The sequence below is a fragment of the Burkholderia sp. F1 genome (assembly GCF_050813845.1).
GTDB lineage: Bacteria > Pseudomonadota > Gammaproteobacteria > Burkholderiales > Burkholderiaceae > Burkholderia > Burkholderia ubonensis.
The window spans coordinates 1,445,002-1,457,983 of sequence record NZ_CP172421.1; the positions used below are offsets into that span (position 1 = coordinate 1,445,002).

Consider the following 12,982-nt stretch of genomic DNA (forward strand, 5'->3'; position numbering starts at 1 on the left):
GTGACCGACGCAGAAATCCTTGAGCGCATCCGCGCGATCTTCAACGAGAATTTCGCGATCGAGCCGGAGCGCGTGACGCCCGACACGCATCTGTTCGAGGAGCTCGATCTCGACAGCATCGACGCCGTCGACCTGGCCATCAAGCTGCAGGAGATGACCGGCCAGCGCATCAAGCCGGAAGAATTCAAGTCGGTGCGCACCGTCGGCGACGTGATCGCCGCGGTTCACGCGCTGCTCGCCCGCAAGCAATGACGCTGGCGGCGCGCATGCGTACGACCGGCCACGTGCTGCCGCGCTACGCGGGCGCCGCGGCGCGGGCGGCGCTGGCGATGGCCTATCCGCTCGCGATCCTGTGCGCGTGGCACGGGCTGGCGCCGCGCTACGTCGGTTGCCTGCTGGTCGCGCTGCTGTGGCTGCAGCGCACGGTCGGGAAGGGCGCGTTCGCCGCCGCGCTCAACCGGTTCGCGACGCTCGACTGGTGCGTCGCGGCGGCGTTGACCGGCGTGTCGGTCGCGATTGCCGTGACCGACAGCGCGCAGCTGCTGCATCTGTATCCGGCCTGCGTCAGCGCCGGCCTGCTTGCCGCGTTCGGCGCGACGCTGTGGCGCGGCCCGTCGATGATCGAGAAGTTCGCACGGTTGAGCCATCCCGATCCCGCGCCGGCCGTCGTGCGCTATACGCGGCGCGTCACGCAGGTCTGGTGCGCGTTCTTCGTCCTGAACGGCGCGTTCTCCGTCTATACGGCGCTGTACTGGAGCCACGCCGCGTGGGCCCTCTACAACGGTGCGATCGCCTATGCGCTGATCGGCGCATTGATCGCCGGCGAATGGGGCTGGCGCCGGCTGTTCGTATCGGCCGGGCAGGCCGGGGCAGGGACCGCATGATCGCGCTGCACGACATCCTTTCCGCCGACGCCGACGCAGGCACGGTCGTCTGCCGCGACGGCGACGCGCGCATCACGCTGGCCGAGCTTCGCGCCCGCGCGGACACGATCGCGCGCGTGGTCGAGTCCTCGGGCGCGCGCCGCGTCGCGATCTCGACCGACGATCCCTACGAATTCGCCTGTGCGCTGTTCGCTGTCGCGGCGACGGGGCGCGAAGCGGTGATCCCGGCGAGCGCGGCGCCCGGTTATCTTCGCGATCTCGCGCATGCATACGACATGCTGCTCGACGACGACGCGCTTGCGATGTGTGTCGCCGGCAGTCCGAAAGGCGGCGCGCCGGTTCCGTCGCGCCCGATCGACGCGGATGCCGCAATCACGCTGTACACGTCGGGCAGCAGCGGCCAAGCGAAGGCGCTGCGCAAGTCGCTCGCCCAGTTCGACGCGGAAGTGCGCACCTTGCAGCGGGAGTGGGCCGAGCGGATCGGTACGGCGGTGACGCTGTCGAGCGTCCCGCATCACCACATCTACGGGCTGCTGTTCAGGATCATGTGGCCGCTGGCGGCGGGCCGCGCGTTCGACCGCGCGCTGTCGCTCGACCCGCAGCAACTGCAGCGGCGGCTGGCCGCGTACGGCGGCGGCATCGTGGTGTCGACGCCGTCGCATTTGATGCGCTGGCCTGCGCTGCCGGGATTCCCGATGCCGGGCATCGCGCCGCGCGTGTTCTTTTCGTCGGGCGGCCCGTTGCCGGCCGACACGGCGTCGGTGTACGCATCGGCGTTCGGCGCCGCGCCGCTCGAGATCTTCGGCAGCACGGAGACGGGCGGCATCGCATGGCGGCGCCAGGACCGCTCGCAGGCATGGCAGGCGATGACGGGCATCGACGTGCGTTGCGACGACGACGGCGCACTGTGCGTTCGCTCCGCGCATCTCGGCCACGACCGGTGGCACCGCACCGACGATGCGGCGCGCTTTGACGCGCATGGCCGCTTCGAGCTGACGGGCCGCCGCGATCGCGTGGTCAAGCTCGACGGCAAGCGCGTGTCGCTGCCGGAACTCGAGGCGCGCATCGTCCGGCACGACTTCGTCGAGCAGGCGGCCGCGACGGTCGTCGAGGGCGCGTCGCGCGCGCGCATCGGCGTGGTCGCGGTCTTGAGCGAAGCAGGGCGGCACGCGTTGCGCGCGGACGGCCGCGTCGCGGTCGCCGCCACGCTGCGCCATGCGCTTGGCGAATACTTCGATGCCGCCGCGTTGCCGCGGCACTGGCGTTTCCGGTGCGCGCTGCCGTTCGACGCGCGCGGCAAGCTGCCGGCCGCGGCGATCGCCGCCGCGTTCGCGCCGACGCCGGAGGGCTTCGAGCTGCTCGCCGAACGGCGTGACGACGACGGATGGCACTACGAACTGCGCGTGCCCGCTACGCTCGCGCACTTCGACGGCCATTTCCCGGGCATGCCGATCCTGCCCGGCGTCGTGCAGATCGATTGGGCGGTGCGGCTCGCCCGCCGCGAGGTTGCGGCGCTGCGCACGGTTCGCTCGATCGATCATCTGAAATTCAAGGCTCCGGTGCCGCCGGGCGCGGTGCTCGCGCTGCGCATCGCGCACGATCAGGCGCGCGGCTGCGTGAAGTTCGTGTTCCGGCGCGGCGAGCGCGATTGCACGTCCGGCACGATCGTGTACGGAGCGAGCGCGTGATGATCGACGTCTGCATCGTCATTCCGATCTACAACCATCGCGACGCGATCGGCGGCACGCTCGCGCGGCTTGCCGTGCACGGGCTGCCGATCATCGTGGTCGACGACGGCAGCGATGCAGCGACGCAGCAGACGCTCGCCGCACTCGCCGCGCAATACGCGGGATGCATGACGCTGTTGCGCCTGCCCGTCAACGGCGGCAAGGGGGCGGCGGTGATGGCCGGGCTGCGCGCGGCGCGCGCGCACGGCCATACGCATGCAATCCAGATCGACGCGGACGGCCAGCACGATGCCGCCGACGTGCCGACGTTCGTCGCCGCCGCGCAGGACGCGCCGGACGCGGTGATCCTCGGCCGTCCGCGCTTCGACCACAGCGTGCCGAAGGCGCGGCTGTACGGCCGATACCTGACGCACGTCTGGGTCTGGATCGAGACGCTGTCGCTCGACATTCCCGATGCGATGTGCGGGTTCCGGCTCTATCCGCTCGATGCCGTCTGCCGGCTGATCGATGCAGTGTCGATGCCGACCCGCATGGACTTCGACAGCGAGATCCTGGTGCGCCTTCACTGGCGCGGCCTCGCGTTCCGCACGATTCCGACGCGCGTCGTCTATCCGGTCGACGGCGTGTCGCATTTCGACGTGCTGTGGGACAACGTGCGCATCAGCGCGAGCCATACGCGGCTGGTGGCCGGGATGCTGGCGCGCGCGCCGTGGCTGCTGGCGCGCCGGTGCGCGCGACCGCGCGGCGTTGCCGCCGGCGGCCGCGCACGATCGTGGTGGCGCACGCCGGAACGCGGCAGTCGCGTCGGCATGGCGTTGCTGGCGTGGAGCTGCCGCTGGTTCGGCACGCGCTTCACGTCGCTCTGGCTGTACCCGATCGTCGGCTATTTCGCGTTGACGAACCGCGCGGCGCGCGCCGCGTCGCACGCCTATTTCGCGCGTCTGCGCGATGTGTGCCCGGCCGCGCCGAAGCCCGGCTGGCGCACCGCGTATCGGCACATGCTCACGTTCGCGCAATCGGGATTCGACAAGTTCGTCGCGTGGTCCGGCCGGCTCGATCGCCTCGCGGTGCGGTTCGACGATGCGGCGGCGTTCGACGCGCTCGCGGCGAGCGGACGCGGCGCGCTCGTGATCGGCGCGCATCTCGGCAACCTGGAGATGACGCGGGCGCTGGCGCTGCGCGACGCGCACGCGAAAGTGACCGCGATCGTCTACACGAGCCACGCGAAGCGCTTCAACAGCGTGCTCGCGCAGGCGAACGCGGCGTTCGGCGAGCAGCTCGTCGAGGTGGCGGATTTCGGTCCCGACACCGCGATGATGATGCAGGCGCGCATCGACGCGGGCGAACTGCTCGTGATCGTCGGCGACCGCGTGCCGCCGCACGACGCGGGCAAGACCGTCGACGCCCGCTTTCTCGATGCGGACGCGCCGTTCGCGCAGGGGCCGTACATCCTCGCGCACGCGCTCGGCTGCCCGGTCTATCTGTTCTTCTGCCTGAAGGAAGGGCGCGAATACCGTCTGTACTTCGAACCGTTCGCCGAACGCATCGAGCTGCCGCGCCGCGAACGGACCGCGCGGGTCGCCGTCTGGGCGCAGCGCTACGCGGCGCGGCTCGAACACTATTGCCGCAAGGCGCCGTACCAATGGTTCAACTTCTTCGATTTCTGGGCGCGGCCCGATGGAGGGCCGCGTGGCCGAGCATGACGTGAATGACGCGATTCGGGCGGTCCGGCGCGAAACGGGCCGGGCGGCCGTCGTGATCGGCGGCCGGCACCTGACGATCGAGGACGTGATCGCGATCGCGCGCGACGGCGCGCCCGTCGCGCTCAATGCGGACCCCGCGTGGCAGGCGCGCATCGAGCGCGGCGCGGCCTGGCTGCGTGACCATCTCGCGAACGGCGGGACCGTCTACGGCGTGACGACCGGGTATGGCGACGCATGCGTCGTCGACGTGCCCGCGGCGCTCGTCGACGCGCTGCCGCTGCAACTGACGCGCTATCACGGCTGCGGGATGGGCGCGTGGTTCGATGCGCAGCAGACGCTCGCGATCGTCGCCGCGCGGCTCAATTCGCTCGCCTACGGCTACTCCGGCGTGCGCCTGATGCTGCTCGAGCGCCTTGCCGATCTGGTGAATCACCGGATTTTGCCGCGCATTCCGTCGGAAGGGTCGGTCGGCGCGAGCGGCGACCTGACGCCGCTGTCGTACGTCGCCGCCGCGCTGGCCGGCGAACGCACGGTGATCCATGACGGCGGCGAGCGCGACGCGCGGGCCGTGTGGCGCACGCTCGGCCGCGAGCCGCTGACGCTCGCGCCGAAGGAAGGGCTCGCGCTGATGAACGGCACCGCCGTGATGACGGGCCTCGCGTGCCTCGCGTTCGCGCGGGCCGACTACCTGACGCGGATCGCCGCGCGCCTCACCGCGCTGACGACCGTCGCACTCGATGGGCGCGCGGCCCATTTCGACGCGCTGCTGTTCGACGCGAAGCCGCACGTCGGGCAGGCCGAGGCGGCCGCGTGGATCCGCGCGGATCTCGCGGGACGCGACGAATCGCCCGCCCGCCGGCTGCAGGATCGCTACTCGGTGCGCTGCGCGCCGCACGTGATCGGCGTCGTGCGCGACGCGCTGAGCTGGGTGCGCCGCGACGTCGAGAACGAGCTCAACAGCGCGAACGACAATCCGCTGGTCGATCCGGACGACGGCCGCGTGCTGCACGGCGGCAACTTCTATGGCGGGCACATTGCGTTCGCGATGGATGCGCTGAAGACCGCGGTCGCGAATCTCGCCGACCTCATGGACCGCCAGCTCGCACTGCTCGTCGACGACAAGTTCAGCAACGGCTTGCCGCGCAACCTGACGGGCGCGGCGCCGGATCGCGCGCCGATCAACCACGGCTTCAAGGCCGTGCAGATTTCCGCGTCGGCCTGGACCGCGGAAGCGCTCAAGCACACGATGCCGGCGAGCGTGTTCTCGCGCTCGACCGAGTCGCACAACCAGGACAAGGTCAGCATGGGCACGATCGCCGCGCGCGACTGCCTGCGCGTGCTGGAGCTGACCGAGCAGGTCGCGGCCGCGCACGTGCTCGCGACCGTCCAGGCGGTGCGCCTGCGGATGCGGGAGGCGGCCGGCACGCATCTGTCGGCGCCGTTGCGCGCGTTCGTCGACGACGTGAACCGGCGCTCGCCGCTCGTCGTGGAAGACCGGCCGCTCGAAGCCGAGCTGCGCGCGCTGACCGCGCGGCTTGCCGCGTGCGACGCGATCGGCGGGGAGGGCGCATGAGCGCGCCGCGTCCCCCATTGACGGCGACGGCCGCCGTCGAAGTGCCGTTCCACGACGTCGACGCGATGAATGTCTGCTGGCACGGCCATTACCTGAAGTACTTCGAAGCCGGACGCGCGGCGCTGCTGCGCGCGATCGACTACGACTATCCGGCGATGCAGGCGTCCGGCTATCTGTGGCCGGTCGTCGAAGCGCACCTGAAGTACGTGCGGCCCGCGGTTTACGGCCAGCGCCTCGACGTGCGCGCGACGCTGCTCGAATTCGAGAACCGGCTGAAGATCGGTTATGAAATCGTCGACGCGCAATCGGGCGAACGCCTGACGAGGGGACATACGGTGCAGCTCGCGGTCGACGGCGAGACGCACGAAACGCAGTTCGCGTCGCCGGCCGCGCTGATCGAACGGGTGGAGGCGCGATGGAAATGAGCGCGCGACTTCGCGGCCTGTCCGCCGTGGCCGGGATGGTCGTCGCCTGCGCGGCCGCCGCGCAGGCCGGCGCACCGGCGCCCGCGCCCGCGCCGGCCGCCATGCAGCGCCAGGCGAGCGCCGCGCTCGTGGCCGACATTGCCGCGCGGCTGACCCGGGTCGGCGCCGTTCGCGCCGACTTCACGCAGACCCAGACGCTCGCGGCGATGAAGCAGCCGCTCGTCAGCACGGGATCGATGCTGTTCGACCGCGCGTCCGGCATCGTCTGGCGGATCGACACGCCGTACAAGGCGACCTACGTGATCACCGACGGCGGCATGCGCGAGGTGGGCGCGGACGGACGGCTCGTCGCGGCGGGCGGGAGCGGCCGCGGCGTCGCCCAGGTGTCGCGGATGATGCGCGACATGCTCGGCGGCGACCTGTCGGCGCTCTATGCGCAGTTCGACGTCGACGCGACCGGCACGCGCGAGCGCTGGCGGATGACGCTGCGGCCGAACCAGCCGCAGCTCGCGCAGGCGATCCGCGTGCTGGAGATGAGCGGCGGCGCGTATCTGGGCACGCTCAGCATGACGTTCGCGAACGGCAACGTGACGAAGCTCGAATTCGCACGCGCGACGCCGGTGGACGCGCCGGCGCCGGCCGAGCGCGCATGGCTCGGAGCGCGCTGATGAGCACGACGCGCGACGCGATCGACGTGCCGGCCGGGCGCGCCCGGCGGCTGGCGCTGCGCGCCGCGTGGCTGCTGGTCGCGCTCGTCGCCGGCCTCTATTGCCTGTGGCGCTTCACCGGAGCGTCGCCGCTGCAGACGAACCTGCTGGCGCTGTTGCCCGCGACCGAGGCGAATCCGGTCGCCGAGCAGGCGGTCGACCGGTTGTCGGCGGCGCTCGGCGAGCGCACCGTCTATCTCGTGACGGACCGCGATGCGGCGCGCGCGAAGGCGGCCGCGAAGCAGTTCGGCGCGCTGCTCGCGAACAGCGGCGCGTTTCGTTCGGTCACGGTCGAGGTGCCGCCGTTCGATCTGTCGCAGATCGCGGCGACCTACCTGCCGGCCCGCTTCGGCTTGCTGACGGATGCCGACCGCGCGTCGCTCGAACGCGGCGACGTCGCGCTCGCCGATGCATTGACGCGTCGGCTCTACAGCCCGCCCGTCGACGGCGTGCCGACCGCCGTGTCGGACGATCCGTTCGGCTGGCTCCAGCACTGGCTGGCGGGCTTGCCGCTGGCGACGTCCCGTCTCGCGCTGGAGGACGGCATGCTGGTCTCGCATCACGACGGCGCGACAGGCGTGCTCGTGATGACGTCGCTCGCCGGCTCGGCCTACGAGTCGGAGATCCAGCAGGCCGTGCGCGGCGCGACGGCGGCTTCGGAACGGTCGCTCGCCGCCGCGTATCCGGGCGTGCGGATCGCCCGCACGGGGGCCGTGTTTTATGCGCAGGCCGCGCGCGCGAGCGCGGAGCGCGACGTGCACGTGATCGGCGCAGTGTCGCTGTGCGGCATCGCGCTGCTGCTGCTGGCCGTGTTCCGCACGCCGCGCCTGCTGGTGCTCGCATTCGCGTCGACCGCGTTCGGCATCGTCTGCGCGCTCGCGGTGACGCTGGCCGTGTTTGGCAAGCTGCATCTGCTGACGCTGGTGTTCGGCGTGAGCCTGATCGGCGAGGCGGTCGATTACTCGATCCAGTATTTCGTCGTGTACCTGTCGTCGGGCGCGCAATGGGATGCGCGGCGCGGCGCGGCCGCCGTGCGGCCGGCGCTCGCCGTCGCGCTGGCGACGAGCCTGCTCGGCTACGCGATCCTGACGTGGGTGCCGTTCCCGGCGCTCAAGCAGATCGCGTGCTTCGCGATCGTCGGCATCGCGGCGGCGTTCGCGGCGGTGACGGGCTTCTTGCCGCTGATGCTGACCCGGCCGCCGAAGCGCACGCCGTCCCGCGTGTTCGCGTGCGCCGCGCGCGCGCTGCAGCGCTGGCAGGCTGCGCTGTCGGGCCGGCGCGCGCTGGCCGCGGCGCTGGGCGTCGCGCTGGTCGCGGCGCCCGGCTGGTTCTTGCTGACGAGCGACGACGACATCCATCTGCTCGCCCAGCGCGATCCGGACCTCGCGCGCCAGGAGCGCGAGATCCGCGATGCGATCGGGCTGGCGAACACCGCGCAGTTCTTCGTGATCCAGGGCAGCACGCCCCAGGACGTGCTCGAACGCTCCGAAGCGCTGGTGACGGCGCTGGATGCGCAACGCGTCGGCCGCGTGCAGTCGATCGCGACGTTCGTGCCGTCGGCGCGGCGGCAGGCGCAGAACCGCGCGGTGCTGGCCGCACGCGTGTTCTCCGATCCGGCGGCGCTGCGCGCGACGCTCGGGCGCGCGGGATTCCGCGACGACGTCGCGCAGGCGTGGGTCGACACGTTCGCGCGCGATGCGCACGCGACGCTCGACGTCGACCGCTGGCTGGCCGCGCGCTGGTCGGCGCCGTTCCGGCACCTGTGGCTCGGCAGCGTCGGCGCGGGCGCGCCGGAATATGCGGCGCTGGCGATTCCCGAGCAGATCGACGCGGCGGATACCGCGGCGCTCGACGCGCTCGCGCATCGGCTGCCCGGCGTCACGTACGTCGACAAGGCGGCGGGCGTGTCGAAGCTGTTCGGTGCGTACCGCATCGACAGCGGCCGGTGGCTGGGCGGCGCGCTCGTCGTGGTCGCCGCGCTGCTGATGTGGCGCTACGGCGTGCGCGGCGGGATCGCGACGACGCTGCCGATCGTGCTCGCGATCGGCCTGACGCTGGCGGTATTCGGTTATCTGCGCATCCCGCTCACGTTGTTCAACTGGCTCGCGCTGATGCTCGTGCTCGGCGTCGGCGCGAATTATGCGGTCTTCCTGCGCGAAGGCTGCATCCGGGAAGCCGCGAACCTGGGCGCGGTGTGGACCGGCGTGCTGCTCTCCGCCGCGACGACGCTGCTGTCGTTCGGCATGCTGGGCGCGAGCGCGATGCCCGCGTTGCGCGGCTTCGGCACGACCCTCGCGATGGGGATCGTGTTCTCGGTGCTGTTCGCGCCGCTCGCCACGCCATCCCCGAAGGAAACCACCGCATGAAACATGCGCACGTCTATCTGCATGCGCTCGGCATGGTCAATGCGCTTGGCGGTACCGTCGACGCGGTCGAGCGCGCATTGCGCGCCGGCGTTTCGCCCGGCATGGGGCCGTGTGCGGAAGCGCCCGGCGGCGCGTGGGCCGGGCGCGTCGACGCGTCGCTCGACGTCGCGCCGCCCGAGCCGCTCGCGCACTTCGATTGCCGCAACAACCGGCTGCTGCTGGCCGCGCTCGCGCAGATCGCGCCTGCCGTCGACGCGGCGGTGGCGCGCTACGGGCCGCGCCGCATCGGCGTCGTGATCGGCACGAGCACGTCCGGCATCCGTGCGGCCGAGGAGGCGTTCGCGCAGCGCGCCGCGTCGGGTGCGATGCCGCCGGCATTCGATTACCGGCAGATGGAAATCGGCACGGCGGCCCCGTTCGTCCGCGCGGCGCTCGGCGTCGCCGGACCAGCGTACACGCTGTCGACCGCGTGCACGTCGAGCGCGAAGGCGTTTGCGGCCGCGCGCCGGCTGCTGCGCCTGCGCCTGTGCGACGCGGTCGTCGTCGGCGGCGCGGACTCGCTGTGCGCGCTGACGATGCAGGGCTTCGCGTCGCTCGAGTCGGTCAGCTCCGCGCGCACGAACCCGATGAGCGCCAATCGCTGCGGGATCAACATCGGCGAAGGCGCCGCCGTGTTCGTGATGAGCCGCGACGAAGGGGAGATCCGGCTGGCCGGCGTCGGCGAATCGAGCGATGCGCATCACATCTCCGCGCCGGATCCGGAGGGACGCGGCGCCGAGGACGCGCTTCGGCAAGCGCTTGCGGATGCGGGCGTGAGTCCGTCGGCCCTCGGTTACGTGAACCTGCACGCGACGGCGACGCGCCTGAACGACGAGATGGAAGCGCGCGTGATGGCGCGCGTGTTTCCCGGCGGCGTGCCCGCGAGCGGCACGAAGCCGCTGACCGGACATATGCTCGGCGCGGCGGGCGCGACGGAACTGGCGTTCGGTTGGCTGGCGCTCGCGCGCGGGACGCCGCTGCCGGTTCACGTGTGGGACGGCGTGCCGGACCCCGCACTGCCGGCGCTGGATCTCGTGCAGGACGAACGCCGGCTCGCCGGCCACACCGGAAGCCAATACGTGATGAGCAATTCGTTCGCATTCGGCGGCAGCAATGCCAGCCTGATCCTGGGGCGCTGACATGCAGACCGGTTCGTTGATGGAAACCTTGCACGACGGCGCGGAGATCGCCGTGTGCGACGTGCAGGACGTGCTGCCGCATCGCGGCACGATGCTGCTGCTCGACGCGATCGAGCGCTGTTCGGAAGCCGGGATCGAGGTGCGTGCGACCGCGCGCCGCGACGCGTGGTACGCGGACGGCGACGGTGCGATGCCGGCGTGGATCGGCATCGAGCTGATGGCACAGGCGATCGCCGCGCACGTCGGGCTGCTGGCGCGGCACGCCGGGGGGCGCGCGAAGCCGGGCGTGCTGCTCGGCGCGAACCGCTACAGCGCGCATCGGGCCGCGTTCGATGCGGGGGCGACGCTGCGGATCGCGGCACGTGAATTGCTGCGCGGCGACGAAGGGCATGGCGCGTACGAATGCGCGATCCACGCCGACGGCCGATGCTGCGCGGAAGCGATCGTCAAGGTGTACCAGCCGGACGATTTTCAGTCTTTTATCGAAGGGAGCTTCAATTCATGACTCGGCGAGTTCTCGTGACCGGCGCGAGCCGCGGCATTGGCCGGGCCGTCGCGCTGCGACTGGCGGCGGACGGCTTCGCGGTGACGGTTCATTGCCGCAGCGGCCGTGACGCAGCGCAAGCCGTGGCCGCCACGATCCGCGAACAGGGCGGCGCGGCCGATGTGCTGCAGTTCGACGTGCGTGACCGCGCGGCCTGCCGGCAACTGCTCGAGGCCGACGTGGACGCGCACGGCGCGTACTACGGGATCGTCTGCGGTGCGGGCGTGACGCGCGACGGCGCGTTTCCGGCGCTGTCCGACGAGGACTGGGACGTCGTGATCGAGACCGGGCTCGACGGCTTCTACAACGTCGTCCATCCGCTGACGATGCCGATGGTGCGATTGCGCAAAGGCGGCCGCATCGTGACGATCGCGTCGGTGTCCGGCGTGATGGGCAATCGCGGGCAGGTCAACTACAGCGCGGCGAAGGCCGGCCTGATCGGCGCGACGAAGGCGCTCGCGGTCGAGCTCGCGTCGCGCAACATCACGGTCAACTGCGTCGCGCCCGGTCTCGTCGATACCGGGATGCTCGACGACGTGCCGCTCGAGCATGCGTTGAAGACGGTGCCGATGGGGCGCGTCGGGCGGCCCGACGAAGTCGCGTCGGTCGTCGGCTTCCTGATGTCGGACGGGGCGTCCTACGTGACGCGGCAGGTGATCGGCATCAACGGCGGGATGGTCTGATGAAGCGGGTGGTCGTGACGGGAGTGGGCGGCGTGACCGCATTCGGCGAGACGTGGCCGGAGATCGACGCGCGCCTGAAGGGGGCGACCAACGCCGTGCAGCGCATCGCGGCGTGGGATTGCTACGAATCGCTGCACACGCGGCTCGCGTGCCCGCTGCCGGGCTTCGCGCAGCCCGCGCATTATCCGCGCAAGAAGACGCGCTCGATGGGGCCGGTGTCGATGTATGCGGTGCGGGCGAGCGAGCTCGCGCTCGCCGACGCCGGTCTCGCGGACGATCCGTCGATCAAGGACGGCAGGATGGGCGTCGCGTACGGGTCGTCGTCGGGCTCGGTCGAGCCGATCCGCGCGTTCGGCGCGATGCTCGAAACGGGTTCGATGCGCGACGTCACGTCGAACAGCTACGTGCAGATGATGCCGCACACGACGGCCGTCAACGTCAGCCTGTTCTGGGATCTGAAAGGCCGGATCGTGCCGACGTCGTCCGCGTGCGCGTCGGGCAGCCAGGCGATCGGCTACGCGTACGAAGCGATCGCGACCGGCAAGCAGACGCTGATGCTCGCGGGCGGCGCGGAGGAGCTGTCGGGCCCGGCGGTCGCGGTATTCGACACGCTGTACGCGACCAGCACGCGCAATGACGAGGCCGGACTGACGCCGCGCCCGTTCGACGTCGATCGCGACGGGCTCGTGGTCGGCGAGGGGGCGGCGACGCTCGTGCTCGAGGAATACGAGCACGCGATCGCGCGCGGCGCGACGATCCATGCGGAGGTGGTCGGCTTCGGCTGCAATTCCGACGGCGCGCACATCACGCAGCCGACGGCCGGGACGATGGCGATCGCGATGCGGCTCGCGCTGCGCGACGCCGGGCTCGATCCGGCGGCGATCGCGTATGTGAACGCGCACGGCACGTCGACCGATCGCGGCGACATCGCCGAGAGTCATGCGACGGCGTCGGTGTTCGGCGAGCGCATGCCGATCAGCTCGCTGAAGAGCTACGTCGGCCACACGCTCGGCGCCTGCGGCGCGCTCGAGGCGTGGTGGACGATCGAGATGATGAAGCGCAACGCGTATGCGCCGACGCTGAACCTGGAGAACGTCGATCCCGCGTGCGCGGCGCTCGACTACATCGTCGGCGCGGCGCGCGAGATCGATGCCGAGTTCGTGATGAGCAACAACTTCGCGTTCGGCGGGATCAACACGTCGTTGATCTTCCGGCGCGTCGCCGCGTGACG

At 71.2% G+C, this 12,982-nt stretch carries 12 protein-coding genes; all 12 read left to right on the forward strand.

All coding sequences use genetic code 11. The features are described 5' to 3' along the window. From ACFIMZ_RS07015 to ACFIMZ_RS07070, 12 genes are read left to right on the forward strand one after another with little or no spacing between them, the layout of a single operon-like run. Positions 1–252, forward strand: coding sequence for an acyl carrier protein (locus ACFIMZ_RS07015; RefSeq protein ID WP_010092650.1), 252 nt, complete (start codon positions 1–3; stop codon positions 250–252). Beyond that, positions 249–884 (forward strand): hypothetical protein, encoded by a 636-nt coding sequence (locus ACFIMZ_RS07020; protein ID WP_431821991.1) that lies wholly within the window; start codon positions 249–251, stop codon positions 882–884. The genes ACFIMZ_RS07015 and ACFIMZ_RS07020 overlap by 4 nt, the downstream gene beginning before the upstream one ends. Next, positions 881–2,572 (forward strand): AMP-binding protein, encoded by a 1,692-nt coding sequence (locus tag ACFIMZ_RS07025; RefSeq protein ID WP_431821992.1) that lies wholly within the window; start codon positions 881–883, stop codon positions 2,570–2,572. Before ACFIMZ_RS07020 ends, ACFIMZ_RS07025 begins: the two co-directional genes overlap by 4 nt. Continuing rightward, positions 2,572–4,275, forward strand: a complete 1,704-nt coding sequence (locus ACFIMZ_RS07030; RefSeq protein WP_431822440.1) for a glycosyltransferase family 2 protein — start codon at positions 2,572–2,574, stop codon at positions 4,273–4,275. The genes ACFIMZ_RS07025 and ACFIMZ_RS07030 overlap by 1 nt, the downstream gene beginning before the upstream one ends. Next, complete coding sequence (locus tag ACFIMZ_RS07035) at positions 4,262–5,848, forward strand: HAL/PAL/TAL family ammonia-lyase (RefSeq protein ID WP_431821993.1); 1,587 nt, start codon at positions 4,262–4,264, stop codon at positions 5,846–5,848. Before ACFIMZ_RS07030 ends, ACFIMZ_RS07035 begins: the two co-directional genes overlap by 14 nt. Beyond that, positions 5,845–6,273: an acyl-CoA thioesterase gene (locus tag ACFIMZ_RS07040; protein ID WP_431821994.1), complete on the forward strand. Its 429-nt coding sequence runs from the start codon at positions 5,845–5,847 to the stop codon at positions 6,271–6,273. The genes ACFIMZ_RS07035 and ACFIMZ_RS07040 overlap by 4 nt, the downstream gene beginning before the upstream one ends. Continuing rightward, a complete protein-coding gene (locus tag ACFIMZ_RS07045) occupies positions 6,270–6,941 on the forward strand; it encodes a LolA family protein (protein WP_431821995.1) in 672 nt (223 codons plus the stop codon). Before ACFIMZ_RS07040 ends, ACFIMZ_RS07045 begins: the two co-directional genes overlap by 4 nt. Next, positions 6,941–9,346, forward strand: coding sequence for an MMPL family transporter (locus ACFIMZ_RS07050; protein ID WP_431821996.1), 2,406 nt, complete (start codon positions 6,941–6,943; stop codon positions 9,344–9,346). The genes ACFIMZ_RS07045 and ACFIMZ_RS07050 overlap by 1 nt, the downstream gene beginning before the upstream one ends. After that, a complete protein-coding gene (locus ACFIMZ_RS07055; RefSeq protein WP_431821997.1) occupies positions 9,343–10,524 on the forward strand; it encodes a beta-ketoacyl-[acyl-carrier-protein] synthase family protein in 1,182 nt (393 codons plus the stop codon). The genes ACFIMZ_RS07050 and ACFIMZ_RS07055 overlap by 4 nt, the downstream gene beginning before the upstream one ends. Position 10,525: 1 nt before the next feature. Further along, positions 10,526–11,029 carry a hotdog family protein gene (locus ACFIMZ_RS07060; RefSeq protein ID WP_431821998.1) on the forward strand — a complete coding sequence of 168 codons (504 nt, stop codon included), beginning with the start codon at positions 10,526–10,528 and terminating at the stop codon, positions 11,027–11,029. Next, positions 11,026–11,751, forward strand: a complete 726-nt coding sequence (locus ACFIMZ_RS07065; RefSeq protein ID WP_431821999.1) for a 3-ketoacyl-ACP reductase FabG2 — start codon at positions 11,026–11,028, stop codon at positions 11,749–11,751. Before ACFIMZ_RS07060 ends, ACFIMZ_RS07065 begins: the two co-directional genes overlap by 4 nt. Further along, on the forward strand, positions 11,751–12,980 hold the full coding sequence (locus ACFIMZ_RS07070; protein ID WP_431822000.1) for a beta-ketoacyl-ACP synthase: 1,230 nt from the start codon (positions 11,751–11,753) through the stop codon (positions 12,978–12,980). The genes ACFIMZ_RS07065 and ACFIMZ_RS07070 overlap by 1 nt, the downstream gene beginning before the upstream one ends. Positions 12,981–12,982 lie beyond the last annotated feature (2 nt).